This is a genomic window from Acetobacter sp. (assembly GCF_047723915.1).
Taxonomy (GTDB): domain Bacteria; phylum Pseudomonadota; class Alphaproteobacteria; order Acetobacterales; family Acetobacteraceae; genus Acetobacter.
In genome coordinates, this window is record NZ_JBDOBQ010000009.1 from 13,862 (window position 1) to 39,591 (window position 25,730).

General features: G+C 60.6%; 23 protein-coding genes. 10 read left to right on the forward strand and 13 right to left on the reverse strand.

What is annotated here, in order from left to right; genetic code table 11:
• Positions 1–54: 54 nt before the first annotated feature.
• Positions 55–900: a transglutaminase family protein gene (locus ABF990_RS06970; protein WP_415490442.1), complete on the reverse strand. Its 846-nt coding sequence runs from the start codon at positions 898–900 to the stop codon at positions 55–57.
• Between the two features lie 274 nt (positions 901–1,174).
• On the opposite strand from ABF990_RS06970, the gene ABF990_RS06975 reads away from it, so the two are divergent.
• Together ABF990_RS06975 and ABF990_RS06980 are read left to right on the forward strand one after the other, a co-directional pair.
• Positions 1,175–2,653, forward strand: a complete 1,479-nt coding sequence (locus ABF990_RS06975; RefSeq protein WP_415490441.1) for a circularly permuted type 2 ATP-grasp protein — start codon at positions 1,175–1,177, stop codon at positions 2,651–2,653.
• On the forward strand, positions 2,635–3,657 hold the full coding sequence (locus ABF990_RS06980) for an alpha-E domain-containing protein (protein ID WP_415490440.1): 1,023 nt from the start codon (positions 2,635–2,637) through the stop codon (positions 3,655–3,657). The genes ABF990_RS06975 and ABF990_RS06980 overlap by 19 nt, the downstream gene beginning before the upstream one ends.
• Positions 3,658–3,859: 202 nt before the next feature.
• On the opposite strand, the gene ABF990_RS06985 is transcribed toward ABF990_RS06980, so the two are convergent.
• A complete protein-coding gene (locus ABF990_RS06985) occupies positions 3,860–4,141 on the reverse strand; it encodes a hypothetical protein (RefSeq protein ID WP_415490439.1) in 282 nt (93 codons plus the stop codon).
• Between the two features lie 128 nt (positions 4,142–4,269).
• Between ABF990_RS06985 and ABF990_RS06990 the strand changes: the two genes are divergently transcribed.
• Genes ABF990_RS06990 through ABF990_RS07010 form a run of 5 tightly spaced genes read left to right on the forward strand, consistent with a single transcriptional unit; the run spans position 4,270 to position 9,947 of the window.
• Complete coding sequence (locus ABF990_RS06990) at positions 4,270–5,556, forward strand: glycosyltransferase (RefSeq protein ID WP_415506532.1); 1,287 nt, start codon at positions 4,270–4,272, stop codon at positions 5,554–5,556.
• Entirely contained in the window at positions 5,553–6,716 is a 1,164-nt protein-coding gene (locus ABF990_RS06995) for a glycosyltransferase family 4 protein (RefSeq protein ID WP_415506533.1), read from the forward strand. Before ABF990_RS06990 ends, ABF990_RS06995 begins: the two co-directional genes overlap by 4 nt.
• 6 nt (positions 6,717–6,722) lie before the next feature.
• Positions 6,723–7,439: an LPS export ABC transporter ATP-binding protein gene (gene lptB, locus ABF990_RS07000; protein ID WP_415500366.1), complete on the forward strand. Its 717-nt coding sequence runs from the start codon at positions 6,723–6,725 to the stop codon at positions 7,437–7,439.
• Positions 7,436–8,728, forward strand: coding sequence for an LptF/LptG family permease (locus ABF990_RS07005; RefSeq protein WP_415500367.1), 1,293 nt, complete (start codon positions 7,436–7,438; stop codon positions 8,726–8,728). The genes lptB and ABF990_RS07005 overlap by 4 nt, the downstream gene beginning before the upstream one ends.
• A 7-nt stretch (positions 8,729–8,735) precedes the next feature.
• The gene (locus ABF990_RS07010) at positions 8,736–9,947 is read left to right on the forward strand and encodes an LptF/LptG family permease (protein ID WP_415500368.1); all 1,212 of its coding nucleotides are present in this window, start codon (positions 8,736–8,738) and stop codon (positions 9,945–9,947) included.
• Between the two features lie 105 nt (positions 9,948–10,052).
• Here the strand turns inward: ABF990_RS07010 and ABF990_RS07015 are convergent, their stop codons facing one another.
• Together ABF990_RS07015 and ABF990_RS07020 are read right to left on the reverse strand one after the other, a co-directional pair.
• Positions 10,053–11,237, reverse strand: coding sequence for a glycosyltransferase (locus ABF990_RS07015; RefSeq protein ID WP_415500369.1), 1,185 nt, complete (start codon positions 11,235–11,237; stop codon positions 10,053–10,055).
• Positions 11,234–12,520, reverse strand: a complete 1,287-nt coding sequence (locus ABF990_RS07020; RefSeq protein ID WP_415500370.1) for a glycosyltransferase family 4 protein — start codon at positions 12,518–12,520, stop codon at positions 11,234–11,236. The genes ABF990_RS07015 and ABF990_RS07020 overlap by 4 nt, the downstream gene beginning before the upstream one ends.
• Before the next feature lie 333 nt (positions 12,521–12,853).
• Between ABF990_RS07020 and ABF990_RS07025 the strand changes: the two genes are divergently transcribed.
• Positions 12,854–13,924 (forward strand): hypothetical protein, encoded by a 1,071-nt coding sequence (locus ABF990_RS07025; RefSeq protein ID WP_415500371.1) that lies wholly within the window; start codon positions 12,854–12,856, stop codon positions 13,922–13,924.
• A gap of 152 nt (positions 13,925–14,076) precedes the next feature.
• Here the strand turns inward: ABF990_RS07025 and ABF990_RS07030 are convergent, their stop codons facing one another.
• From ABF990_RS07030 to ABF990_RS07055, 6 genes are all read right to left on the reverse strand, one after another.
• Positions 14,077–15,219 carry a THUMP domain-containing class I SAM-dependent RNA methyltransferase gene (locus ABF990_RS07030; protein ID WP_415490430.1) on the reverse strand — a complete coding sequence of 381 codons (1,143 nt, stop codon included), beginning with the start codon at positions 15,217–15,219 and terminating at the stop codon, positions 14,077–14,079.
• Positions 15,220–15,320: 101 nt separating this feature from the next.
• Positions 15,321–16,640, reverse strand: coding sequence for a type III glutamate--ammonia ligase (glnT, locus tag ABF990_RS07035; RefSeq protein ID WP_415490429.1), 1,320 nt, complete (start codon positions 16,638–16,640; stop codon positions 15,321–15,323).
• A gap of 326 nt (positions 16,641–16,966) precedes the next feature.
• Positions 16,967–18,304 carry an FMN-binding glutamate synthase family protein gene (locus tag ABF990_RS07040; protein WP_415490428.1) on the reverse strand — a complete coding sequence of 446 codons (1,338 nt, stop codon included), beginning with the start codon at positions 18,302–18,304 and terminating at the stop codon, positions 16,967–16,969.
• 7 nt (positions 18,305–18,311) lie between these two features.
• Positions 18,312–18,989 (reverse strand): protein glxC, encoded by a 678-nt coding sequence (locus ABF990_RS07045; RefSeq protein WP_415490427.1) that lies wholly within the window; start codon positions 18,987–18,989, stop codon positions 18,312–18,314.
• A 15-nt stretch (positions 18,990–19,004) separates the two neighbouring features.
• On the reverse strand, positions 19,005–19,904 hold the full coding sequence (locus tag ABF990_RS07050) for a glutamine amidotransferase (RefSeq protein ID WP_415490426.1): 900 nt from the start codon (positions 19,902–19,904) through the stop codon (positions 19,005–19,007).
• A 97-nt stretch (positions 19,905–20,001) separates the two neighbouring features.
• Positions 20,002–20,706 (reverse strand): helix-turn-helix domain-containing protein, encoded by a 705-nt coding sequence (locus ABF990_RS07055; RefSeq protein WP_415500372.1) that lies wholly within the window; start codon positions 20,704–20,706, stop codon positions 20,002–20,004.
• Positions 20,707–21,264: 558 nt separating this feature from the next.
• On the opposite strand from ABF990_RS07055, the gene wrbA reads away from it, so the two are divergent.
• Positions 21,265–21,861 (forward strand): NAD(P)H:quinone oxidoreductase, encoded by a 597-nt coding sequence (gene wrbA, locus ABF990_RS07060; RefSeq protein ID WP_415490424.1) that lies wholly within the window; start codon positions 21,265–21,267, stop codon positions 21,859–21,861.
• 26 nt (positions 21,862–21,887) lie between these two features.
• On the opposite strand, the gene ABF990_RS07065 is transcribed toward wrbA, so the two are convergent.
• The gene (locus ABF990_RS07065) at positions 21,888–22,829 is read right to left on the reverse strand and encodes a LysR family transcriptional regulator (protein ID WP_415490423.1); all 942 of its coding nucleotides are present in this window, start codon (positions 22,827–22,829) and stop codon (positions 21,888–21,890) included.
• Positions 22,830–23,020: 191 nt separating this feature from the next.
• On the opposite strand from ABF990_RS07065, the gene ABF990_RS07070 reads away from it, so the two are divergent.
• Positions 23,021–23,722, forward strand: coding sequence for a pirin family protein (locus ABF990_RS07070; RefSeq protein ID WP_415490422.1), 702 nt, complete (start codon positions 23,021–23,023; stop codon positions 23,720–23,722).
• A gap of 57 nt (positions 23,723–23,779) precedes the next feature.
• On the opposite strand, the gene panS is transcribed toward ABF990_RS07070, so the two are convergent.
• Positions 23,780–24,697 (reverse strand): ketopantoate/pantoate/pantothenate transporter PanS, encoded by a 918-nt coding sequence (gene panS, locus ABF990_RS07075; RefSeq protein WP_415500373.1) that lies wholly within the window; start codon positions 24,695–24,697, stop codon positions 23,780–23,782.
• Positions 24,698–24,756: 59 nt separating this feature from the next.
• Positions 24,757–25,596 carry a fumarylacetoacetate hydrolase family protein gene (locus ABF990_RS07080; RefSeq protein WP_415500374.1) on the reverse strand — a complete coding sequence of 280 codons (840 nt, stop codon included), beginning with the start codon at positions 25,594–25,596 and terminating at the stop codon, positions 24,757–24,759.
• Positions 25,597–25,730: the final 134 nt, after the last annotated feature.

Sequence of the window (25,730 nt, forward strand, 5' to 3'; positions counted from 1 at the left end):
GCTTTCTCCGCGCACCCAGCCATACTCATACGGGTTTCCCGGTCCGTGCGCCACTCAGGCGTACAGACGCTGCACCTGCATGGAGACATTGAACCGTGACTCGCACCGGTCCAGCAGGCCTGAAACGGGTGCCGCGTCCTCGGGTATGGCTGCGGCGGCAAGCGGGATATGCCCCTCCCCCGCCAGCATGCCCGAAGTCGTGTCGAAGCCGACCCAGCCCTTGCCCGGCAGGCATACCTGCGCCCACGCATGCAGATCCCCGGTCAGGACTTCCTCCTCCCCCACTGTGCGGGCACTCTGGATCAGGTAGCCGGACACGAAACGGGCGCGGTAGCCCATATGCCGTGCCAAGGCGACCATAAACCACGCGCTGTCACGGCACGATCCGCAACCATGATGCAGGATTTCCTGCGCGGACAGCACGCCCGGCTCCATGCGCCGTTCGTAACGCACACGCGCCGTAATGGCCTTGTTGAGAGAGATGAGACGAGGCACCGGGTCCGTGGGCCGGTCGGCCTGCCAGCCGTCGAGGAAAGCCAGCGCCTCCGGGCCGAGGGAAAGCTGCCGGGCATACCCTGTATCGTGCGCCGCATCCGCCGGGTAATCCGCCGCATCCGTCAGGTTCGCCAGCGGGTCGTAGGGGGTGATATCCGCCACAAGCCTGACCTCGATATCGAACTGTGTCACCTGTTCGCCAAAACGGACACAGGCCGTTTCGTTCCCGTGCCGGTCCTGCTGCCAGCCGAAATTGCAGCCGGGCGGTTCGATCTTGAGCGCGTAGGACAGGACAGGGGTTCTGCTGTCAGGCATGGGCCGAAGACGGATGATCTGCGGGCCCATCGAAACAGGCCGATCGTATTCGTAGCAGGTGCGGTGGACCAGAGTAATGTGCGAACTCATCAAAAAACGGCCCTGCCCTTTCGCCTTTTATGCCGAGCCGATCACACCCCGACCGGATAGCCTGCCTGTCTGGCACAGTTCTGACGAAAAAACATATCAGCATCAACCCAGCATGCAAGCATCCGCGTGTCACAGAACTGCAAAAAAGTCTTTGATTTTTTTCCTCTTGGCAAAGAGCCGAATTCCTGCTCCCGTTAATACACCAACGCAACAATCTGGCAGGCGCGGCACCCCGCGTCTTATTCAGCCGGACTGCTCAGACGGGAGGCCCAATATGAGTGATGCCACGCTGCATGCTCCCTCTTCGACACAGTTTTCCGGCCTGCTGGACAACTACCAGATCCCAGATTTTTTCTGTGAACTGATGAACCGCGAAGGGCCCCTGCCCCCTGCGGTGCAGTGTGTGCGCAACCGGCTGGCATCCCTCGACCTTGAGGAACTGCGCCGCCGTACCACCGCCGCCGAAGCCCAGCTTTACCGCATGGGCATTACCTTCACGGTCTATTCCAACCGCGAAGCCATTGACCGTATTCTGCCTTTCGACGCCATTCCCCGCGTCATCACCGCGCGTGAGTGGGATCATATCGAACGCGGCGTGCAGCAGCGGATCCAGGCGCTGAACCTTTTCCTGCACGATATCTACCACGACCGGCATGTCCTGCGCGACGGGATCATTCCTGCCGAACTGGTGCTGAACAACCCCAATTACTGCGCAGCCATGATCGGGCTGAAAGTACCCGGCGGCGTTTACGTGCATGTCAGCGGCACCGACCTGATCCGCGACCGCGACGGCCGTTTTCTTATTCTGGAAGACAATGCACGCACGCCCTCCGGCGTGTCCTACGTCATTGAAAACCGACACATGACGCTGCGGCTCATGCCCGATCTTGCATCTGGCATGCCCATACGCTCCGTCGAGGAATATGGCCCCCGCCTTCACCAGACCCTGTGCGAAGTCGCCCCCGAAGGCGTGGTGGACCCCCAGGTGGTCCTGCTCTCGCCCGGCATTTATAACTCCGCCTATTTCGAGCATGTTTTTCTCTCCCGCGAGATGGGCGTGCCCCTGGTCGAGGGCAAAGACCTGTTTGTGGACAACCACCGGGTTTTCATGCGCACGGTCACAGGGCCTACGCCCGTTCACGCCATCTACCGTCGCCTGAACGATGAATTCCTGGACCCGCTGGCCTTCAATCCTGACAGTCTTCTGGGCGTGCCGGGCCTGATCGAGGCCTATCGCCGGGGGAATGTGACACTGGCCAACGCACTGGGCACAGGGGTTGCGGACGACAAGGCGGTGTATGCCTACATGCCGCGCATTATCCGCTACTACCTTGGCGAAGACCCAATTCTGGACAGTGTCGACACCCATATCTGCGCCGAACCCGATGGCCTTGCCTATACGCTGGCCAACCTGGACAAGCTGGTTGTCAAACCTGTGGGAGAGTCCGGTGGCTACGGGCTGATCATCGGGCCGCACGCCACTGCGGCTGAGCTTGATGAATTCCGGCAAAAACTGCTCGAAAACCCTGCGAACTATATCAGCCAGCCGGTTATCGGTCTGTCCGTAACCCCTACCCTGTGCCCCGACGGGGTCGAAGCCCGCCACGTGGACCTGCGCCCCTTCGCCCTGACCGGCCGCGCGGTCTGGGTTCTGCCGGGGGGCCTGTCGCGGGTGGCGTTGCGCAAGGGGTCCCTTGTTGTCAATTCCTCACAGGGCGGCGGCTCCAAAGACACATGGGTCATGGCATCATGACGGATTTCACGTTCAATTCCCTGCTTTCCCGTTACGCCGAATGCATGATGTGGCTTGCACGCTACATGGAGCGGATGGAAAATCTTGCCCGCCTGCTGGAAGTGACGGAAACATTCGTGCGCGATGGAGAAGGCCAGACCGCGTGGGAGTCCATTGTCAGCATCAATTCCGATGAAGGTCTCTTCAACCGCCTGCACCCGGACAACAACCCGGCCGATATCGTTGCGTTCTACATGACCGAGCAGGACAACCCCGGCTCCATCGTGTCCATGGCGGCAGCCATACGCGACAACGCGCGCGCCGTCCGCCCGCTTGTGTCCATTGAAATGTGGACCCACCTGAACGTCTTTACCCGCAGGCTGCTCGACCTGGATACGGACCGTGCCAGGCTGAACAATCTTTCGACCCTGTGTACGCATATCCGTCAGGAATGCCAGACCCATTACGGCATTGCCGAAGGCACGCTCTACCACGATCAGGCGTGGCTCTTTTACCGGCTGGGCAAACACCTCGAACGGTGCGACCAGATCACCCGCCTGGTCGATATCCGCTACCATATGCTGCTCCCGCGTGAAGAACGCCCCGGTTCGGAAATTGACATTACGCAATGGACCTCCGTACTGCGATCCGCCGCCGCCTACCACGCGTTCAGACGCCTGCGGCCGGTTGCCGTAACGCCATCGAACATCGTTGGGTTTCTTCTCAAAAACGAGAGTTTTCCGCGCTCGCTTGCGGCGAATATACGCCTGGTCGACGAAACGCTGACATTCTTGGCAAACCATGCGGGCCTGCGCGATCTGTGTGCCCCCCTGCAGGAATGCCTGGACGAATTACGCGCCACACTGAGCGATCAGACCGCGGAAGACATCATCAGCCGTGGTCTGCACGACTACATGAACTGGATACAGTCAAAACTGACGAAAATTCAGGCCGCCATCGCCACAACATTCTGGCCCCAACCCCCTACACGCACCTATGCGGTGCAACTTCAGCGGCAGGAATAACGCCCAGCCGGCCCTGTTCAGCCTAAAATGGCCCAGTACGCAGCACCGGTGTAATCGACAGTTCTGCCGTCAGACCCTCGGCCATACGCACAAGAGAACGGGGCACTCCGTGCTCTGGCGGCGAACATACCGCCAGAGCATGGGGTCCAGCCCCTGTTTCGGGTATGCTGCTCCGCTACCCGCAGCGCAGCCCGACCTGCATTCAAACGCTTGCCTGCGTCCATAAGGCAGGGAACATTGCACTGGTCTGCGCAATAAGAATTTTTAATGACATGATGCCGGTCGCCATAGCTTTTGCGGCCCCATATCTGTCAGCTACACATTCCGGACAGTAACGCGCGCCCGCCACCTGCCGCCCTTGTGATGCTGGCATGCATGAGGCGGGAAAAATTAATAGCGACCAATATTCCCGTATATCCGACAGGGATCTCATAACGCCCCATTGCCACACCACCCCCTCGACCTTTAAAATTACGCCGGACATGACGTACACCGGACATGTCCGACGACCCAAGATTTCAGGCGGAAACACTCTTTGCCTTTTCTGAACCCTGGCTGGCCATATTCCCCTGCACCCTGCGGGCTGGCCAAAAGCCGGATCGGCCCCGCCCGATGACCGCCCCCTTACCCGCCGCCGAGAAGCATGCAGTGACATCCCGCCCGATCAGAATTCTCTTTATCAACGACACCGCCCGCAACGGCGGGCCGGGCCACACACTTGTCTGCCTGCTGAAATTTCTCGACCCGACCAGAATTCATCGCACGGTTCTGCTCCCGCGCGAGGATGTCGTCAGCCAGGAAGTGCGCAGGCATAATGCTGCCGAACGACTGATCATCGAACCGGCCCTGATCGAAAATCTCTTCCAGCCATGGTCCAGAAGCATGGTCCGGCGCGATTTCGCAGCCCCTGCCCCGCTTCGGCTTTTACGGGCCGCCGCCAATATCGCGCGCGCGGCAAGCGGGCTGGCAAGACTGACCCGCCGGGTCCGCCTGGAACGCTACGATCTGATTTTCTGCAATGGCACCGCCGCAACCCTTGTCGGGGGTGTACTGGCTGCCGTCACGCGCATACCAACGGTATGGCATGTCTTTTATCCGAGCGTGCCGCCGGTCATTCGCCCGCTGCACCGGCGTCTGGCTGCGGGCTCGTTCGTGCGGAGTATTCTGTGCGTTTCCCGTGCGGTTTCCGGGCAGTTTACCTCCTGCCCACAGAAAGTGCAGATCTGCCACGATGCACTTGATCTGCAGGCCTTCGACGCCACTGCCCGCACGCCGTGCCTGCGACGGGAACTCGGTCTTGCGGACAATAGCGTCATTTTCGGTGCCCATGGCCGGATCGTGCGCCGCAAGGGTTTTATCGAACTGATCCGTGCCGCACGCCTGGTTCTTGACAGGCTGGACACAGAACAGCGCGGACGCTGCCATTTTGTCGTGCTGGGCGACACGCCCGAGGACATGCCCGAAGACCATCTGGTCCAATGCCGGACATTGGCCCGCGAACTTGGCGTGGAAGACGCCGTTCACTTTCTCGGGTTCCGGGCGGATGTCGTCCCTTATGTCGCGGAGTTCGATGTCGCAATCGTTCCCAGCGTATACCCCGACCCGCTGCCACGCGCCGTCATGGAAGCCATGGCATTGAGCAAGCCTGTCATAGCCTTTGACGTCGGCGGCATTGGTGAAATGGTGAATAACCATGAAGAAGGCCGACTGCTGTCCGGCAGTCCGCCGGATATCAGCGGCATGGCCGAAGCGTGCCTGGACTATTTTCACGCTCCTGAATTACGGCTACGACACGGCCACGCGGCACGGAGCCGTGTCACGCGGGATTTCGAGGCCCGCAGTCACGCAAGGCTGCTTCAGGCGCAGCTATTGGATCTGGCGCAGACACGACACCCATGAACAGCATGCCCCGTACTTGTTCCCCCATACCGTCAGGCCATGTGGCGCAGCACCGTCCACCCAACGTCGTGCATGTGGTGGTTGCGGGCGATATCGGCGGAGCCGAACGCCTGTTGCTGGATATTACAACCCGACCGACAGCAAGCGGCGCACGGCACAGTATCGCGCTCATGACCCCCAACCCCAGGTTGCGGGCACTTGTGGTCGCGGCAGGAGTGCGCGTTGTGGATCGCGGGCCTGTTCATCTGCACCCCCCAGCCTATCTGTGGCGCGCATTTGGCCCGCAGGATGTCCGCTGGCTTGAAAACGTCCTGCGCGCCGAGCAGGCCGATCTTGTCCATGTGCATACCTATGCCACCCATATTCTGGGTGTGCGGGCGGCACGTCGGCTTTCCCTGCCGGTGCTGCGGACGGAGCACGGCGTGCACCATTATACGGACCCAAGCTGCGCATTGTTCCGGCGCTGGGCGTTACGCCGGACCGACAGCGTAGTCTGTGTCAGCGATTACGTGCGCCGCTTTGTTGAAGGCCGCGCACCCGCCATGGCCACACGACTTGGGGTCATTCGCAATGGGGTGGATGAAAGCCGTTTCAGCCCGCAGCCTTTTCCGCCCAACGCGCCCTTTACGTTCAGTCTTGTCTGCCGGCTTGAACCGTGGAAACAGCCCGATCTTGTCGTTCGTGCCCTGGCCCAGCTTCCAGACTGTCGCCTGATTATTGCGGGCGACGGCAGCATGCGCAAGAAACTCGAAACCATGGCTGTACAGCTTGGTGTTTCACATCGCATTCGTTTTACGGGTTATACCCCCAACCCGGCTGATGCCTATGCCGCCAGCCATGTCAGCCTCAACACCTCGCGCGATGAACCTCTTGGCCTGTCCGTTCTGGAAGCCATGGCCACAGCCCGGCCCGTGATTGCGTTTTCCGGCGGGGGTATTCCTGAAATCGTGCATGACGGCCAAACCGGCTGGCTGGTGCCAGAGCAGCGGCTGGACCTGCTGGTCGCCACCATGCGCCACGCCACCACCGCGGATGTCAGAACCCTTGGACTGAAGGCCCGTGCGTTTGTCGAACAGGATTGCAGTATAGACACGATGTGTCGCGCCTATGCCACGGCTTATGCAGACCTGCTCGATACCCGGGCGGCCGGACGAGGCTGAACTGCGATGCTCGTTGCCCGCAATCTGGTCAAATCCTTCGACGGTATGCGGATTGTCGAAAATATAAGCCTGAATGTGAAACATGGGGAAGTCGTGGGTCTGCTGGGGCCCAATGGCGCAGGAAAATCCACGACGTTCAAGATGCTGACCGGCATTATTCCCCCGGATTCAGGGCAGATCCTTATTAACGGGATCGACGCTACATCCATGCCGTTTGACCAGCGGGCGCGTCTGGGCCTTGCTTACCTGCCACAGGCATCCTTTCTTCCGCGCTCGCTCAGCGTCTGGCAGGCCCTGGACCTGGTTCTGGAAACACGTATTGCCGACAAGCACGACCGGAAACACCAGATTGGAACCCTGCTGGCCGATTTCCAGCTAACGGATGTCCGCCACAACAGGATCGGCACGCTGTCGGGCGGGCAAAGGCGCCGTTGCGAAATTGCCGTCTGTGTGGCCTGTGCCCCCGTTATCGCCCTGTTCGATGAACCTTTTGCCGGGGTCGATCCACGTAATATCGGCACTGTAGCAAGCTTGCTCCGCGATCTGGCGGGACGGGGCATGTCCGTTCTCATTACCGACCATAGCGCCGTTGACCTGTTGCGACTGGTCGATCGCGCCTATGTGGTGGAGACGGGAACCGTTCTGGCGCAGGGCACGCCCGAGGAACTGATCGACAACCCGGAAGTGCAGCAGGCGTATCTGGGTGGCAGGGTCGCCTTATGACCGTATCAACCTCTCAGGACCGGACGGCCCACCCCGCTGGCCTGTTCGCAACACCCTTCGCCTGGCTGAAACAGCTATGCGTCCGGCTGTTCGTGCGTTCCGTTCTGGGGCAGGCAGGTGCCGCCCTGCTGCTGGTGGAGGCCATTTTTCTGGCCGAACGTTTCCCGATGATTTTCCGGGACGTGATCAGCCACCATGCCAGCCTGTTCGACGGAAGCCTTATCGTCCTGCTGACCAGCCCGCAGATTCTGGATTTCGCGCTCCCTCTGGCCATGGTCGTCGCGGTTTATCGTACCGTGCTGCAAATGCGTGAAAATCGTGAACTTCTGGTGTTGAGCGCCTGCGGACTGGCCCCCGGCACCTTTATCCTGCCACCCGCGTTCCTGGCGGTGGTGGCCATGGTCCTGTCACTGACAGCGTCAGGGATCATCAATCCACTGGCTTTGTACGCACAACGCGCCGTGCTGTTCGATGCCGCCTATCAGAACCTGACAACGGCAACAGGCCAGAGCCAGTTCATTTTCATGGGAAACCGCGTAGCCTTTGTCCCGCAGGAAAGCCTACAGGCCAGGGCGTCCAACGCGCCCATGACACGCCAGCATCTTTTCATATACGAACCTCTGGACTCCACGCATTTTCGTGTCGTTCAGTCCGACAGCGTCCGCACGAGCGGCTCAGAGCCCGAAAACCTGCTTGGTGTCACCGTGGCGCATATGACGTCGCACATCTTCTCTGACACGCCAGACCCGCAGGACAACCCTGCCGGGCAAAGCACGGCACAGCCCCCGCCACCAGCCACGACCGGCACCGAAGATGACCGAACGACATTTTATGCGGACACGGCGGACAAGATCATTCCCCTCAACGATATTCTCCCTTTCCCCCCAAGGGGAGAGCCGGAGACCGAACTGACACTCCCTGAACTGCTGTTACCCGCCCACCCCCAGGCCCTGCCGCAGATGAACGCGTCCAACCCCGTTCTGCTCGTACGACTGATGGGAGAGCGTCTGTCACGGGGGTTGCTGTGTCTTCTGGCGCCACTGGTCGCACTTGCCGCTGTCAGCCAGACCACCCAGCGAAACCGGTCCATAGCCCTGCCAGCCAGTTGCATGGGGCTTCTTGCGTTCAACGTCGGAACGGAATCCCTGATCAGGGCCATGGCACCGGTCGGGCTGGTGGCTGAACTGCTGCTGCTGCTGTGCCTGACCGCAACGCTGGCGGGGCTGCTGCTGGCTGCCCTGCGGCTGGGCATAAGCCGCCTCCTTCTGCCCCAACTGCTGCGGGCATAGCGCGAACATGACACATCCCCCACCTTTTTCCACGACCAGCGATACTGCCGGGGCGCATGCTCCCGCAACGATCAGGCACGTTCGGCTTGCTCCGTTCGGACAGTACACCCGCTATGTGTTCGGTAACTACCTGCGCAGCCTGATGACGATAGCCGTCGTTCTTCTGGCCGTTGCCGAAACCATCGACCTCTGGCCACAGATCGATATGGTCATGGCGGCCAGTTCCGCCCCGGCCTGGCGCAATGTGGTCTATTTTACCACGCTGCGCATGCCCGGTCTGCTGGCACCTCTTGTTCCTTTTGCAACGTTCCTTGCCGTATGTCTGGTCGAAATTGCCCAGACCCGATCGGGCGAGCGGCTGTTTATGGCCAATACCGGCCGTTCGCCGGCCAAAAGCCTTTTCCCTGCCATCCTGCTGGGGCTGTTGCTGGGACCGGCGACATTTGTGATGGACGGCTATATCGGTCCGATGTCCATGGTCGAGCAAATGCGCCACAAAATCGGTCGTGACGCGCAACGCCTGGACCGGAGCAAGCTCAGCAACCAGATCTGGATGCAGACCCCACAAGGTGTTCTTTCCACATCCATCGCCTTCGGCCCCCCGGCGTCACTGCACAACATGCTGCTTTTCCGCTTCGATGCGGAATCCCTGCTTACAGAAATCGACAAGGCCGCCACCGTCACCCGTGTGCCCGAAACCGGCCTGTGGCACCTGCAATCCCCCCAGCTCTGGCGCAAGCCAGACAGGCTGGATGCAAACATGCCGATCCCCCTGGATCGGGACCAGACACGACTGCGGCCCAGTGCCCCTTTTGACATCGCCCTCACACTCGACCCGCTCTGGCTGAGTGTCTACGGCATGGAATCCCAATATCTGCCTTTTTCCACCTTGTGGACCCTGGCCAGCCATACCCACAACGGCTACAACGCCGCACCTTATCGCACCAGACTGGCCATGCTGCTGGCCATGCTGGTCTTACCCGGCGCCATGGCCATGCTGGCCAGCAGCCTGTGCGCGACACGCCTTGCATACAGCGCAGCACCTGTTGCCACCGGGGGCGTTATTGCATGGGGTTACGCCGCCCATGCAGCCACCCGCGCCAGCATGCTGCTGGGTCAGACAGGAACGCTCCCTGCGGGGCTGGCCGTCTCACTGGTTCCCGCAGCCGCCCTGTTATCTGTCGTGCTGATCCAGCGCCGCGTCGGCCGCACCCGCTAGGACCCGTGGATGTCAGGCCCCACGCCGATCCCTGCAATGGGAACAAAAACGGACTGAACCGGCATGTGACGCCACGTCGCTGTCGCCTGCGCTTTTACCGGCCCTTCAGGACTGAGGCGTGGATACGGGGCGCGTATCCCGTATAATCTGCTCATACAACGAAAACAGACGTGTAAAGTGCTGGTCCATATCCCCCAGCCCAACCCCTGCCGCGCGTGCCGCGGCGGACATGGGCCCACGCTCGCGGACCAGAAGACGGGCGATGGCATCTGCCGCGGCGGACATATTGCCCGGCTCATAGGTTTCGGCATAAGCGCCTGCCGCCAGGTCCCCGGCGCCACCCGCGTGGGGGACAATCAGCGGAGTGCCGGAACACAGCGCCTCGGCCACCACAAAACCAAAGGTCTCTGCTGTCGATCCGTGCAGAAGGGCATCGGCGCTGGCCATCATGCGCGCCAGCAACTGCCTGTCCCTGACCTGCCCGGCAACATGAACATGCTCCATCCGCGCGGCCTGGGCCAGCACCTGACTGTGCATAAGCCCGTCTCCTATGACGTATAGACCGATCTTTCGGCTTTTCTGGGCTTTACCCACAGCACGCATCAACAGGCCAAGACGTTTTTCAGGATGGTGCCGCCCTACAATGACCAGAAGGCTGGCACTTCGGTCCAGCCCGCAAGCCTCGAGCATGGTGGCGCGCAGGGTCTCGTCCCGAAAGGTGGGGTCAAAAGCGCTGGCACGCACCCCAAAGGGCGCCACCATGATCCGCTCAAGCCCATGGCGGGCAAACCGCTCCCCCAGCCACCGCCCCGCCACAATACACCCATCGTAATACGCATTCAGGCGGCGCAGATATGACCAGAACCAGCCAAAAAGCCTGTCTATGGTGGGTGCTGGCAGAACATGACCCAGCAACGTCTGCGGATAGACCGCAACCGGGTCCGCGTGCATGAACAACACTCGCGGGGCACGCCCAGGCCAGCGGGCTGCAAGCCAGCCACCCCGCCAGGGTGATGATCCCTCGACAAGATCGGGCTGCTCGGCATCAAGAACCTGCCAGACAGGGGCTGAATGCCAGAACATGCGATAGTTTTTGTCCACCGGCAGCAGGGGACTTTTTACCCATACCAGCCTGCCGCCACTGCGCTGTTCAACACGGTCCTCTGCCCCGGGGGCGATGACGACAAGCGTGTGCCCATGCCGTGCCGCCGCGTGGAATTTTTCATCCACATATGTTCTGACACCACCACCTGTCGGCGAATAAAATTCCGATATATCCGCTATTTTCACGCGGCATGCTCACTTACCAGCGCCCTGTAGCGCCCAAGCAGCAGGTCCATTGAGGCATCCCACGAAAATGTCAGGCTTCTTTCCCGCGCGGCAAGGCTCATGCTCTGTCGCAGGGCTGTGTTTTCAATCAGTGTTCTGACATAGGCAACAAACATGTCAACGTTCCGGGATTCGGCCAGATAACCGGTTACCCCGTCCACGACCAGAGACCTGCTTCCCGTGGCGTTGGCACAGACACAGGGGAGCCCTGACGCCATGGCCTCCAGAGTAACATTCCCGAATGTTTCCGTGTCACTGGGAAAAAGAAATATATCGGCCGAAGCATAGGCCCGGGCCAGTTCTTCACCCTGCAGGGTGCCTGTAAAAATCGTATCGGGGCATTCGCGCTCGAGGGGCTCGCGTTCGGGACCATCGCCGACAATGACGCTCCGGAACGCAAGGCCCTGCTGCTTGAGGTTACGCAGGGTCGCCGCCAGTGTACCAACCTGTTTTTCCCGCACCAGACGCGAGACGAACAGCACGACCACCTCCCCCGCTCCGATCCCTAACGCCTTGCGCCATGTGTCAGATTTGCGGACCGGGTTGAACAGATCGGCATCAACGCCGCGCTGCCATAGTATAAAATTGTTTTCCAGTCCCGCATGCAGCAGCGTGTCGATCATGGACTGGGTAGGGACATAAACTTCGCGGCAGGATGCATAATAAAAATTGAGGTATCGGGTTAAAAATTTTTTAAAACCCGAGGCAAATCCATAATGTTCGAGATAGGTCTCGTAACGGGTATGATAGGACGCGACCAGCGGTATTCGCAGCTTGCGGGCCAGACGGAGCGCTGAAAAACCAAGCCAGTCGGGTGCGAGCGCCACATGCATGATATCCGGCGCAAAAGCTTCTATTTCGGCCCTGGGCAGGCTGAACGCCAACCTGTAATCCGAACGGCCAGGTAGCGGAATGGATGGAACGGGGACGATAACGCCATGATGCTGGAACGCGGGCACCTTCCCGACCGGCGCGAACACCCTGACTTCCACCCCCATTTTTTCAAGGTAGGCGACCAGCCGGTTGAGGGTGAAGGCAACGCCGTCACGGATATAGTTGTACGAACTGGCGACAATCGCCACCCTCAGCGCATGGTTCGTGCGGACCGCTCTGGTCGGCGACGCCACACGCATGGACTGCTCGAAAGGGGATGAAAACGTAAACTCGAACGCGCAGCGTTTCCTGTAGATGTCAGGAACTGCTCCTGCCGGAAAGGCCACCGATTCATGGTTGGGCAGCGCCATCCGGGCTCCATACCCATAATGGTTTTCGCATCCGTCAGGCCCCTGGTCGAACAACATTGTCTGGAGCGGCTTTTCTAGAAATTTTCTCATTGGACACGTCAGCCCCGGCGGCCATAACGCCATGCCTGTTTACAGTGATCAAACGGTGCTTACTCAGGCCCCGGCAGCTTTTTGAAGCTCACCCTTCCCTTCATGGGACGTAGCATCAACGCTCGGGCTCTCAAAATAAAAAGAGCCCAACTTTTTTGATATTTTCTTTACAATTCATTTTGCAGCATGATCTATTGCCGCCCTGTCATTCGCCATGACGCGCCACCATGTGCTATGGCGTTCATGTTACAGCCGCACCGCAAGACGGTACGGCCCCAGCCAGACGATACGCCAGCACAACCCGAAGTGACCTTCATGCCACGCCAGACTGAACTCTCCAGCCCTGTCATTGATAGCGTGACCGCCGATGATCCAGTCCCGCAGAGCATGACAAAATCAGGTAAAAAAAGATTTAACCATCTCGCCCTGCAAGGCGTGCGCTGGCTGTTCCCGATTATATTCCTGACACTTGTCGCCTATAGTCTTTCCCGAACGGGCTGGCGGAACATACTGCATTCTCTGCCGACAAACCCGGTTTTCTACGCCCTGGAAGCGATCCTGTTTGTCATTCTTCCTTTTTCAGAGAAAATCATTTTTACCCGTCTGATCCGATCCGGCACAAAAATTCCCGCCATGATTTTTTTCAGGAAACGGATATTAAATAATTCTTTCCTTGAATATTCGGGCGAGTCCTATTTTTATTTATGGGCCAAAACCCATCTCAGCATAACAAAAACCAGACTTTTTCACCTTGTCAAAGATTCCGCTGTTCTTTCCGGTGCGGCTGGTTTTGTTGTGGTCTTTAGTGCTGTTGTCCTTCTTTTGTTCACCCACAATACTGTTTACAACACCGTAAAATCCTACCTGACATGGAAAACGGCTGCCCTGATAGCGCTGCCCATTGTTCCGGTCATCGTGCTTGTCGCTGGCGGCCGTCTGGCAACAGGTCTGTCCCGCCGCGAAATGTCACTGACTTTTTTTGTGCATCTGAGCCGCAGCAGCCTGACCTTCGTGCTTGAGATGCTCGCACTTTTTGTCTCCGGTGCGGTGGCCGATCTTGCCCTGTGCTTCAACCTCGTGACCCTGCGTCTGCTGATTACGCGTATTCCACTGCTGCCGGGTAAAGATCTGCTGTTTCTGGGTGTCGGGTTCGGTGCAGCCAAAGTGCTGGCCGTTTCGCAGGCCGCACTTGCAGCGACGCTTGTGGTCATGGCCACAATCCAGCAAATTCTTGACTGCCTGCTGATCGGGATTCCGTGGCTGATCGCGCATTACTGGTTCAGGCACAAACACCCCGCCGCACCCGCCCCCTGACCAGCCTATGACGGCGGGGCTTCATAGCCTGTACGTGCGCACCTGTGAACGTATGCAAGCCTATCAGCCCTGGTCCCGGGAAAAGACCCGGAATAAGGCGGCATGCAGCCCGGACTTGCGCTGTCAAAGGCTTTCCGGGGTCATTGTAAAATTCACACAGCCTTGGGCACAGCCCCGTCAACAGGCAGAGGCCCGGTTTGAAAGAGCGAGACACGTAACCCACCATGGGGAACCGGCGCGCTGTTCGGCAGGAACGGAAGCCCTGTTGCATGTGCCAGAGCACTATCGGTGGTGATAATTCCCACCCGCCATGCCGCGAAATTTTTGAGAAGCACCTGCCCCAACGCCCTGTAGAGCGGAAAAAGCGCGTCTCTCTCCCCGATCCGGGTGCCGTAAGGCGGGTTGGTGACAACAAGCCCCGGCGGTCCGGGTGGGGGTAGCAATTCGCTGATGGTATTGCACCTGAAAGTCGTATAGTCGGCTACCCCTGCGCGCAGGGCATTGGCTTCACTCATGGTTATGGCCCCCGCATCGCGGTCGCTGCCATAAAACCGTACGGTCGGCACGCGCTGGCTTTTGACCTCACGCATGCGCTGCCAGGCGGCGGGGTCGTAGGTCGCAAGCAGTTCGAAAGCAAAATGCCGTGCACGACCGGGATTGAGCCGGGCCGCGATTTCAGCCGCCTCGATCACAAACGTACCGGAACCGCACATGGGGTCGACCACAGGCTCGGCCCCGTCATAGCCGCATTGGCGCAGGAAAAGTGCCGCCATGGTTTCGCGCATTGGTGCGCGGTTCACCGCCTGCTTGTAGCCGCGCCTATGCAGCAGATCCCCCGATGTATCGATACTGATCGTGCAGATATCGCGCTCGATACGGGCCATGACGACAACTTCGGCATCGGGAGCGAAGGGCGCTCCCAATGTTTGACCGATAGCCTTGGCAATGCGCTCGGCGGCCGCCCCCGCATGGTAAATGCGTGAGCCCGCGCAGACGGCTTCGACCCGGAAGGGCACATCCGCCCGCAGGATTTCCGACCACGGCACCTGCCGTGCCCGGCGGTCAAGCTGGGCGAGATGAATGACACGGAACTTCTCCAGCCGCGCCAGAACCTTGCTGGCGCCACGCACCCACAAGTTTGCCCGCCAGACCTCGGGCCAGCCGCCCCGGATGGTTACACCCCCGGGTATGACCGCCGGGTTTTTGAAACCCTTGAGCCGTATTTCGTCATACAGCACCGGTTCCAGCCCCGGAACGGCGGCCAGAAATATCTCGAAATCCCTGTCTTGCTTCATGACGCCTGCATGGCAGGAAGTGTTAACGGCAGCAACTCTTATCCTGCGTCAACCACCGGACACCTGCCGGTGTAATCCTGCCATGCCCTGGGGCTGCTGTTTCAGCAGTCGATCGTCTGGTGCTTTTCCCAGTTGGAAAGATGCGCGCAATGGGCGTTCCATTCGGCGGTCTTGATCTGCACGTACGGGTCGACAAGACCGTCACCCAGCATGGCCCGCAGGGTGGACGATCCCTCCAGCGCGCGCAGGGCGTCGAGCAGGTTCAGCGGCAGGCGTGGGGCGTCCTGCGCCAGATGCCCATGGGTGTACATGTTGATGTCCTGCCAGGGGCCGGGGTCGCGTTCGTTCTCGATCCCGTCCAGCCCCGCGGCAAGCAGGGCCGCCTGCAGCAGGTAGGGGTTGGCAGCACCGTCGGGCAGGCGCATTTCAAAACGGCCACCGCCGGGCACGCGGATCATATGCGTACGGTTATCGCCCGCATAAGTCACCATGTTGGGCGCCCATGTGGCCCCCGAAACGGTGCGGGGCGCGTTGATGCGCTTGTAGGAATTGACCGTGGGGTTCAGGATTGCACAGAGCGCCTGTGCGTTGTGGATCAGGCCGCCCACGAAGTGGTACCCTTTCCGGGACAGTTCCAGCGGATCTGCCGCGTCGTGGCAGATATTGGTCTTGCCGTCCCACAGCGAGATATGGGCATGGCAGCCCGTGCCGGTCAGGTGCATGAACGGCTTGGGCATGAAGGTCGCGCGCAGACCGTGCTTTTCGGCAATGGCGCGCGCCATGAACTTGAAGAACACATGCCGGTCCGCCGTTACCAGCGCGTCAGCGTATTTCCAGTTCATTTCGAACTGGCCGTTCGCATCCTCATGGTCGTTCTGGTACGGCTCCCAGCCCAGCCCCTGCATGGCGTCGCACAGTTCGGCAATCACGTCGTAACGCCGCATCAGGGCGGAGGCGTCGTAACAGGGCTTGGACCCGCAATCCAGCGCATCTCCCACCTGTTCGCCGTCAGGCGTGACCAGAAAGAATTCGCATTCCACGCCGGTCTTCACGCTCAGCCCCAGGCCCTTCGCGCGTTCGATCAGCCTGCGGAGCGTGTTACGCGGCCCCTGCTCGACATAATCGGTGCGCATTTTCAGGTCGGACGGCAGCCAGGCCACGTCGGGCTTCCAGGGCAGGCGCATCATCCCCGCCGGATCGGGAACGGCCAGCAGATCCGGGTCGGCGGGGGAAAAATCGAATGCTGCGGCAAAGCCTGCGAACCCGGCCCCGTTACGCTGCATGGCCGCAATGGCTGTTGCAGGCACAAGTTTGGCGCGCTGCGCCCCGGAGAGGTCAATGAAAGAGATCAGAAAATACCGGATTCCCTGTTCGCGGGCCAGTGTTTCCAGATCGCGACAATCCTGTTGAGCGTCAGCCATCGCTACGTGTCCATTCCTTGCATCGCGTTATGCGCGTCAAACCGCCCGCAAGCCCCGGCCGGACTGCCCGCAGGCATTCAGGCAAAGCCCAGCGAAAAATTCCCGAAAGTCCCAGTGAAAAATCCCCGACCCGACCCGGAACCCCGACAAAACCCGGCGCACCGGCCCAAAAGCGCGGCCGCCCGTGCCACCGCAGCACCCCTTACCCGACGACGGCACGGAAGAGACCTCTCCCACCCATTCGCCCACGGTGCCGGACCAGCGGTGCCAGATCGGTTTTGGCGCGTGCCAGGCAGGTTATGACCCAGCCCGGCACGCACAGGGTCTTAAAAACCCGCCTTGCCGGGGTACCAGTCCGTCCCCGCCAGAGGCAGACGGGTCATGGCTGCGGCTTCCATCGTCAGAGCCACAAGGTCCTCGGGTTCAAGGTTATGCACGTGGCTCTTGCCGCACGCACGCGCGATTGTCTGCGCTTCCATCGTCAGCACCGACAGATAGTTGGCAATGCGCCGCCCACCCACAATCGGGTCGAGACGCGCCGCCAGAGCGGGATCCTGCGTGGTAATACCTGCGGGATCGCGCCCGTCCTGCCAGTCGTCATACGCACCGGGAACGGAGCCCAGCTTGGCGTATTCCGCCGCCAGTTCGGGGTTCTGGTCGCCCAGAGCGATCAGGGCCGCCGTGCCGATGGCCACGGCATCCGCCCCCAGAGCCAGCGCCTTTGCCACATCGGCCCCGGTGCGGATACCGCCAGAGACGATCAACTGCACCTTGCGATGAAGCCCCAGGTCCTGCAGGGCCTGCACCGCCGGGCGGATTGCCGCCAGAATGGGCAGCCCCACATGTTCGATGAACACTTCCTGCGTGGCAGCCGTGCCGCCCTGCATGCCGTCCAGCACCACGACATCGGCACCGGCCTTCACCGCCAGGGAAATGTCATAATACGGGCGGCTGGCCCCTACCTTGACGTAGATAGGCTTTTCCCAGTTGGTGATTTCGCGCAGTTCCTCGATCTTGATTTCAAGATCGTCCGGGCCGGTCCAGTCAGGATGACGGCAGGCGGAACGCTGGTCGATCCCTTCAGGCAGGTCACGCATCTTGGCAACACGGGCGGAAATCTTCTGCCCCAGCAGCATGCCGCCACCGCCGGGCTTGGCACCCTGCCCGATCACGACCTCGATGGCGTCCGCGCGGCGCAGATCATCGGGGTTCATGCCGTAGCGTGAGGGAAGATACTGATACACCAGCGTCGAGGAATGCCCACGCTCTTCGGGCGTCATGCCGCCATCACCCGTGGTGGTGGAGGTGCCAACGGCGCTGGCGCCACGACCCAGCGCTTCCTTGGCCTGAGCCGAAAGCGCGCCAAAGGACATGCCGGCAATGGTCACCGGGGTCTTGAGGTGAATGGGCTTTTTGGCAAAACGCGTGCCAAGCACCACTTCCGTGCCACAGCGTTCGCGGTAGCCTTCGAGCGGATAGCGCGAGACCGAGGCCCCCAGAAACAGCAGGTCGTCAAAATGGGGCAGCTTGCGCTTGGTCCCGCCCCCGCGGATATCGTAAATACCCGTGGATGCCGCCCGCTGGATCTGTGAAATGGTGAAAGGATCGAACGTGGAAGAAAACCGGGGTTCGGTTTTGGTGAAATCGTGATGCTGGTCCGTCATGACTGCCTCAGTATGCCGATGAGTTGTCGACGTGGAAGTGATAGAGCGTGCGTGCCGAGCCATAGCGACGGAAATCGTCCGGGGCGCAGTCGGTAATGCCCGCGCGGTCGAGCAGCCCGGCCAGAATGGCCCGGTCCTGCTCGCTCATGGGCTTTTCCTCGCAGTCCGCGCCCAGGCTCTTGACGGCACCGCGCACGAAAATCCGTGTTTCGTAAAGGGAATCTCCCAACGCTTCACCAGCGTCGCCGCATACGACAAGATTGCCGCTCTGCCCCATGAAGGCGCTCATATGCCCCACGGAACCCCGCACGACGATATCGACCCCTTTCATGGAAATGCCACACCGTGCACCGGCATCCCCGTCAATGACCAGCAGGCCGCCCTGGGCCGTCGCACCAGCGGAGGAACTGGCATTACCCTTTACGTGGACCGCGCCGCTCATCATGTTTTCGGCCACACCCTGCCCGGCATTGCCATGGACAGTGACATTGGCTTTCTGGTTCATACCTGCCGCGTAATACCCGGCATGGCCTTCAATGGTGACACTCATGTCTTCCGTCAGGCCGACAGCCAGGGCATGCCGCCCGCCCGGGTTCTGCACGGTCCAGGCACTTCCTGCCTCACCCGCCTGCAACGCGGTGTTCAGCGCGCGCAGGGGCGTGGTGTTCATGTCGATGATCTGCATTGTCCGCTCTCTTCCTTACGCCGCATGGTCCCAGTGATAGACACGCTGGGGCTCGGGCTCGAACACCTGCGCGTTGGCAATGCCCGGCAGTTCGGCAAAGGCGCGGTATTCCGACGCAAAAGCCACGTAGTCATCCGTTTCGGCCAGAACCGCGGGCTTGCAGGCCACCGGGTCGCGCAGCACGGCAAACCCGTCACGCGTGCCGACAACGAAGGTGTAAAACCCGTCCAGGTCATTGAGCGACGCGCGGAGTGCTTCATCCAGCTTTTCCCCGCGGGAAAGGCGCCATGACAGGTAACCCGCCGCCACTTCTGAATCGTTCTCGGTTTCGAAGGTCAGCCCCTCGCGCACGAGCTGGCGACGCAGCGTGTTGTGGTTGGACAGCGAACCGTTATGCACCAGGCACTGGTCCGGCCCGGTGGAGAACGGATGCGCGCCGGCAATGGTCACGGCGGATTCCGTAGCCATGCGGGTGTGCCCGATGGCATGCGTGCCGCCCATGCCTTCGAGCCCGAAGCGGGTCGCCACATGCTCGGGCAGGCCCACGCCCTTGTAAAGCTCGATCCCTTCACCACTCGCGGCAAAGGCGATGCCCGCGCCGAAGTCGCGCACATACTGGCGCACAGCCGCCTCGTGCACGCCCGCATAGGTCAGCACCACGTGGTCATGACGCTGGAGCAGGGAGCCCGTGCCACCCACGATTTCAAGAAAACCAGCCTCGAACGGGCCTACCGTGCCAGCAGCAATGCCGCGCACCGTCATTTTGCGCTGACCTGCGCCAAGCCCGTTATAAACCGCAAACCCCGCGCTGTCGGGGCCGCGTTCGGTCATTGTCTTGAGCATCCGCGAGGTCAGCAGACCTAGCTCAGGCTGAAGGGCCGGGTTCTTGAGAAACAATCCAACGATGCCGCACATCGCATCACTCCCAGAAAGCGCGTGATATCCTTCGCTATCCAATAAGCCACACCGTCAGAATGTCAACACAAAAGAATAAAAATTTCCTGAAAGGAAATTATTGCCCCCCTTCGACCTGCCGCGGATAAACGATGATCGACAGATAGGTCATGGGCGTTTCGATCAGCTTTTCCGGACCGTGCGGAGCCTGACTGTCGAACATCAGCGTATCGCCCGGCCCCATTTCATAAACTTCCTCGCCATGGCGATACGCCACCCGGCCGCTGAGCATGTACAGCACCTCCACCCCCTGGTGGCGAAAACTCGTATAGGGCTGCGCGTCATCATCAAGCGTGATCAGGTAGGGTTCCATGACCACAGGCCCGCTCAGCAGATGACCCAGCAACCTGTAATGATGGCCCGCCTTGGTACCCCGTCGCTCGATGGCGACCCCCTGCCCGGTCTTGACGAAGGAACAGTCATGCTGTTCCTCGGCGGTCGCAAAAAGCTGGCTGAGCGGCACGGAAAGAGCACGGCAGACCGCCTGCAACGTCGCAAGCGAAGGCGAGATCTGCCCGTTTTCGATTTTTGACAGCATCCCCAGCGAAATGCCGGCCGCCGCCGCAAGGTCGCCCCCCGTAAGTTCGGCCCGACGCCGAAGCTGGCGGACCTGCGCCCCCAGAGATTCCTCCAGTGTCAGTTCCCGCGCGGGACTGGCCAGTGATCCTGTTGCCAGTTCATCCGCCTGTTTGAGCGCGACAGAGCGGCCGCCGCTGGGGGCTGTGCCATTACGGGCGGTCGCTGCACGCTTGCTGGATCGCATGGGGTCAGTGTCTCCTTGTTATGGACCAAGCCATGGCCTGCGCAGGCAAACCGGCACCCGTTACGGGGGTCCAACATTCTGGCCCAGTCGAGCCAGACCTACAATAACGGCATTCTGCATCAACGATGGGTATTCTTAAACCCGCCACATGGCTTACGCCCCGCCCAAGGCAGGTGCAGCCTGTTTCTCCCTGCCTTTCAAACAGCGAGTTGCCCGCAGCCTGCCTACTGCCACCCGACGCGTTCCAAATCTGGCCTGTTCCAAATTCGGCCTGTTGCAAATATGGTGCCCCGCACTTTCGCCGTGACACCGTACCCCTGTCCTCCCGCCGATGTTCTCCACACCAGCCACACACTCCCCTGCCCGGAGCTTCGGAACCGCTGGGCGGGCCGCGCACTTACAGCAGAACAGCATGCCCGATATCTGCTCCGGCAGGGAAAGCGGGACTGCCGTGATCAGGGGCGCTATCAGACCATGCGCAGCGACATGCCTGTCCATGACAGCTGGAATCCCCTGCGGATTTACGGATGTTTTTTCTGAACCGGAAGGCGCGCGGACATGACAAGAATTCTCGTTCTCTATTATTCCAGCTATGGCCATATCGAAACCATGGCCGATGCCATGGCCGAGGGTGTGCGCAGCGAAGGTGTTGCCGTAGAGGTTAAACGCGTTCCCGAACTCGTGCCCGAAGACATCGCCCGGACACACCATTTCAAGACCGACCAGACAGCACCGATCGCGACAACAGCCGAACTGCCCGAATACGATGCCATTATCGTCGGGGCTCCGACCCGCTATGGCCGCCTGCCCGCCCAGATGGCCAATTTCTGGGACCAGACCGGGGGCCTGTGGGCCAAAGGGACGTTGATCGGCAAGATCGGTGCCGTGTTCACCTCGACCGCCACCCAGCATGGCGGACAGGAAACCACGCTGTTTTCCCTTATCACCAACCTGCTGCACCATGGCATGCTGATTGCGGGATTACCTTACAGCTTTCAGGGCCAGACGCGGCTTGATGAAGTGACAGGCGGTTCACCTTATGGCGCCACCACCATTGCGGGAGGCGACGGCTCTCGCAAACCCAGCACGAATGATCTTGACGGGGCGCGCTTTCTTGGCGCGCGCGTCGCCCGGTTAGCCCTGAAACTGGCCTGATGCCGCACCCACCTGCCCCCCTTTTTTCAGGGGGAGGCGGGCAGTGGTGCGGGGTCTGTCTTGCACCACGGCGGATGTTCGAACGCCTTGACCAGATAATCCAGAAAAGCGCTGACCCGGACGGGCCGCAGGGAACTGGCGGGGGTCACAATATACAGCGCCACGGGTGGGGCCTCCCATTGCGGGAGGATCTGCTCCAGCAACCCTGAGCGCAACCCGGCCGACACCATGAATTCAGGGAACAGTCCAAATCCCTGCCCTGCCTCCAGTGCCGGCAGGAAGGCTTCCGCATTGTTGGCCCGCAGGCGCGAGGCCTGCGAAAGCACAAAGTCCTTGCCCGATGGTTCATGCCTGAGCCGGACCATGCCCGGGGCCGACGTATTGGTGTAGACAAAGCTTTTGCGATTTTCCAGGTCGCGCGGGTGGGCTGGCCGCCCGGTTCTGTCGAGATAGGCGGGCGTTGCAACCAGCAGCAGGCGCACCGGGCACAGACGTCGCGCCCTCAGGGCTGAATCGGCCAGCGACGCTATGCGCAAGGCCAGGTCATACCCTTCGGCCACAAGGTCAATGATCGCGTCACTGAAATCCACGGTAATGTCGACATCGGGGTAGCGTTCCAGAAAGTCCGGCAGAACAGGGGAAAAATGCCGTATGCCGAACGTCATGGGTGCCGCCACCCTGATCAGCCCCGAGGGTTTGAGTGTGCCGCCCCGTGCCTCGCTTTCCGCTGCTTCGGCTTCGGCCAGAATCCGGTTTGCGTGGCCCAGCAGGGCGCGTCCCGTTTCAGTCAGCGACAACTGCCGGGAATTGCGGTTGAACAGCGCCACACCCAGAGCCTGCTCAAGACGCCCGACTGCTTTGGAAATTGTCGGCTTGGAAAGCTGGACCGCCTCCGCCGCGCGTGAGAACGATCCCTGTTCCGCGACTTTGGCAAAAATCGCCCATGCTTCAAAATCAGGCAGGCGCATCGCGCAACTCCACAAACAGACACAGGCTGACAGGACAGCCCTTAAAGAATTGGGGCACGTCGCATGACCTTCAAGGTATGATAAACCAAATAGAAACAAAGTGTTTCGTTTATTTCCATATCAAGCATCATGGCGAACACGGTAATGTCCCCTTCGAAGACAAACGCAACCCGACAGAGAAAGACACGTCGATGATTGAAATTCGCCCCTTTGACAAACTGGGCCACGCCGATCATGGCTGGCTCGATGCCCGGCATCACTTCTCCTTCGCGGACTACCACGACCCCAGACGCATGCATTGGGGTGCGCTCCGTGTCTGGAATGACGATGCGATTGCCGCAGGCACGGGATTTGGCGCGCATCCGCACCGGGATATGGAAATCATCACCTATATTCGGGACGGCGCGATTACGCACCAGGACAGCCTTGGCAACAAAGGCCGGACAGAAGCCGGAGATGTTCAGGTCATGTCCGCGGGAACGGGCATACGCCATAGCGAACACAATCTGGAAAGCGACACTACACGCCTTTTCCAGATCTGGATCATGCCCAACCGCAGCGGTCATGCACCGTCATGGGGCAGCAGGGAATTCCCCAAAGGCGCGCGTGCCGGCCGGTTCGTCGCTCTGGCTTCGGGCATGCCGAACGATGGTGACGCCCTGCCCATCCATGCGGACGCACGGGTTCTCGGGGCAACCCTCAACAAGGGTCAAAGCACCGAATACGCGTTGGGGGCCAACCGTCTGGGCTATCTGGTGCTGGCCAAAGGCCGCGCGGACATCGAGGGACACGTGGCGAACGAGCGGGACGGCGTTGCGATTTCGGACACCGATGTCCTGAAAATTACCGCACTGGAAGATACCGAAATCGTGCTGGTGGACACAGCACCCTGAACTTTTCTGCCAACCCGGCCGCAGCAGGCGTTGCTGCGGCCGGAGTTGGAGCCGCCGTCATTCAGACCTGCGCGTTGTCGCGGGCCGCCCTGCCCACAGCGCCGCAAGGGCCGAGCCGGAAATATTATGCCAGATCGAAAAAACAGCGCCCGGCAGCGCCGCCAGTGGCGCGAAATAAAGCCGCCCCAATGTGGCTGCCAGACCTGAGTTCTGCATGCCCACCTCCAGAGCCAGGGTGCGGCAGACTGCTTCATCAAAACCCAGCGCCCGGCCGCCCCAGTAACCGCCCAGCAGCCCAACCGCGTTATGGGCCACAACGCCCACCAGAACGACCGGCCCGGCAGACGCAAGCGACGGCCCCACGCCCGCAACGATACAGGCGATAATGCTCAGGATCGAAACCATGGCCACCACAGGCAGGGCCGGTTCCACACGGCGTACCGCGCGGTGCCACACTGCATTGACGACAACCCCGCCCAGAACCGGAAGGGCGACCATTGTCACAATACTGCGAAACAGGCCCCAGCTATCGACCGCAACCCCGGCTGACACGTACAGCCGTGTCAGAAGCGGCGTTGCGACAATGCCCACCAGAGTGGACAGCATGCTGATACTGACAGAAAGTGCGACATCCCCCCGGGCAAGGTAGATCATGACATTGGACGCCGTACCGCTGGCAACACACCCGACCAGCACCATGCCCGTTGTCAGTTCCGGGGACATATGTAGCGCATGAGCGATAAGCCATGCCGCCAGTGGCATGACAAGATAATGCAGCCCCACCCCGGCCAGAACCGGCCACGGACGCCGCGCGATACGCGCAAAATCCCCGGGTGTCAGCGTGACCCCCATGGTGAACATAATAAATGCCAGCAGAACCGTAACGGCAGGTGTCAGCACCAGAAACGGTGCGGGCCAGAACACGGCCAGGGCTGAAACAAGAACGGCCCATAAGGGAAAAAGACGGGTTATCATGCGCGATCTTCATGGAGGAATGCAGCACCCGCGCGTGTGCCGAACGACTGGACAGGCAGCTAGCCTGCCACGGTTTGCCTTTGCTGGCCCAGCCCGTCAATCCCGAGTTCCACCACATCGCCGGCGCGCAGGTAGACAGGCCGGGGCTGCATGCCCATGCCCACACCGGGCGGTGTGCCCGTGGCAATCACGTCGCCCGGCAGCAATGTCATGTAATGACTGACATAGGACACGATCTCGGCCACCGGAAAAATCATGTTGCCTGTATTCCCCGTCTGCATCCGCTGTCCATTTACAGTCAGCCACAGGTGCAGATTTTGTGGGTCGGGTATGTCGTCCCGGGTCACAAGCCACGGCCCCAGCGGGCCGAAGGTGTCGCAGCCCTTGCCCTTGTCCCACTGGCTGGACTGCATCTGAAAAGCACGTTCGGATACGTCGTTGGCGACGCAATACCCCGCTACGTATTCCAGAGCTGTATCGCGTGTGACGTTTTTCGCACGTGATCCGATGACCACGGCCAGTTCGACCTCCCAGTCCAGACTGGTCGACCCCGCGGGCATAAGAGTATCGTCATCCGGACCGCATAATGCCGTCACTGCCTTGAGAAAAATGATCGGCTCGGAGGGAGCAGCCAGTCCCGATTCCTCCGCATGGTCGCGATAATTCAGCCCGATACAGATATATTTGCCCACTCCGCTGACCGGAACACCGTAACGGACCGGAGTGGGCACAACCGGCAGGGCCATGGGGTCAAGAGCGGCCAGAGCAGCCAGCCTGTCCGGCGCCAACATATCGGACGATAGATCGGTTATATGGCTTTCCAGGCTACGCAACACGCCCTGGGCGTCGATCAGGCCCGGACATTCCGCGCCGGGGCTGCCAAAACGACATAGTTTCATCTGCACGCTATCCTGAGTGGCCCCAGCACTTCTGCCGCCCGGAACCATAATTTAAGGCCAGCCGCAGCATAACCCGCCACTCGCCCATATATACTCCCCTAACACGGATCGCGCACCCGCCGTATCATGCCCAA

Coding starts and splice junctions, on each gene's coding strand:
- ABF990_RS07040 (WP_415490428.1), bottom strand. CDS start 18,304: ATGACGGACCAGCATCACGATTTCACCAAAACCGAACCCCGGTTTTCT.
- ABF990_RS07065 (WP_415490423.1), bottom strand. CDS start 22,829: ATGCGCCTGCCTGATTTTGAAGCATGGGCGATTTTTGCCAAAGTCGCG.
- ABF990_RS07030 (WP_415490430.1), bottom strand. CDS start 15,219: ATGAAGCAAGACAGGGATTTCGAGATATTTCTGGCCGCCGTTCCGGGG.
- ABF990_RS07045 (WP_415490427.1), bottom strand. CDS start 18,989: ATGCAGATCATCGACATGAACACCACGCCCCTGCGCGCGCTGAACACC.
- ABF990_RS07050 (WP_415490426.1), bottom strand. CDS start 19,904: ATGTGCGGCATCGTTGGATTGTTTCTCAAGAACCCGGCCCTTCAGCCT.
- ABF990_RS07010 (WP_415500368.1), top strand. CDS start 8,736: ATGACACATCCCCCACCTTTTTCCACGACCAGCGATACTGCCGGGGCG.
- ABF990_RS06975 (WP_415490441.1), top strand. CDS start 1,175: ATGAGTGATGCCACGCTGCATGCTCCCTCTTCGACACAGTTTTCCGGC.
- ABF990_RS06980 (WP_415490440.1), top strand. CDS start 2,635: ATGGGTCATGGCATCATGACGGATTTCACGTTCAATTCCCTGCTTTCC.
- ABF990_RS07020 (WP_415500370.1), bottom strand. CDS start 12,520: ATGGCGCTGCCCAACCATGAATCGGTGGCCTTTCCGGCAGGAGCAGTT.
- ABF990_RS06995 (WP_415506533.1), top strand. CDS start 5,553: ATGAACAGCATGCCCCGTACTTGTTCCCCCATACCGTCAGGCCATGTG.
- lptB (WP_415500366.1), top strand. CDS start 6,723: ATGCTCGTTGCCCGCAATCTGGTCAAATCCTTCGACGGTATGCGGATT.
- ABF990_RS07070 (WP_415490422.1), top strand. CDS start 23,021: ATGATTGAAATTCGCCCCTTTGACAAACTGGGCCACGCCGATCATGGC.
- ABF990_RS07005 (WP_415500367.1), top strand. CDS start 7,436: ATGACCGTATCAACCTCTCAGGACCGGACGGCCCACCCCGCTGGCCTG.
- ABF990_RS07025 (WP_415500371.1), top strand. CDS start 12,854: ATGTTACAGCCGCACCGCAAGACGGTACGGCCCCAGCCAGACGATACG.
- ABF990_RS07055 (WP_415500372.1), bottom strand. CDS start 20,706: ATGCGATCCAGCAAGCGTGCAGCGACCGCCCGTAATGGCACAGCCCCC.
- glnT (WP_415490429.1), bottom strand. CDS start 16,640: ATGGCTGACGCTCAACAGGATTGTCGCGATCTGGAAACACTGGCCCGC.
- ABF990_RS06990 (WP_415506532.1), top strand. CDS start 4,270: ATGACCGCCCCCTTACCCGCCGCCGAGAAGCATGCAGTGACATCCCGC.
- wrbA (WP_415490424.1), top strand. CDS start 21,265: ATGACAAGAATTCTCGTTCTCTATTATTCCAGCTATGGCCATATCGAA.
- ABF990_RS06970 (WP_415490442.1), bottom strand. CDS start 900: ATGAGTTCGCACATTACTCTGGTCCACCGCACCTGCTACGAATACGAT.
- ABF990_RS07080 (WP_415500374.1), bottom strand. CDS start 25,596: ATGAAACTATGTCGTTTTGGCAGCCCCGGCGCGGAATGTCCGGGCCTG.
- panS (WP_415500373.1), bottom strand. CDS start 24,697: ATGATAACCCGTCTTTTTCCCTTATGGGCCGTTCTTGTTTCAGCCCTG.
- ABF990_RS06985 (WP_415490439.1), bottom strand. CDS start 4,141: ATGTCCGGCGTAATTTTAAAGGTCGAGGGGGTGGTGTGGCAATGGGGC.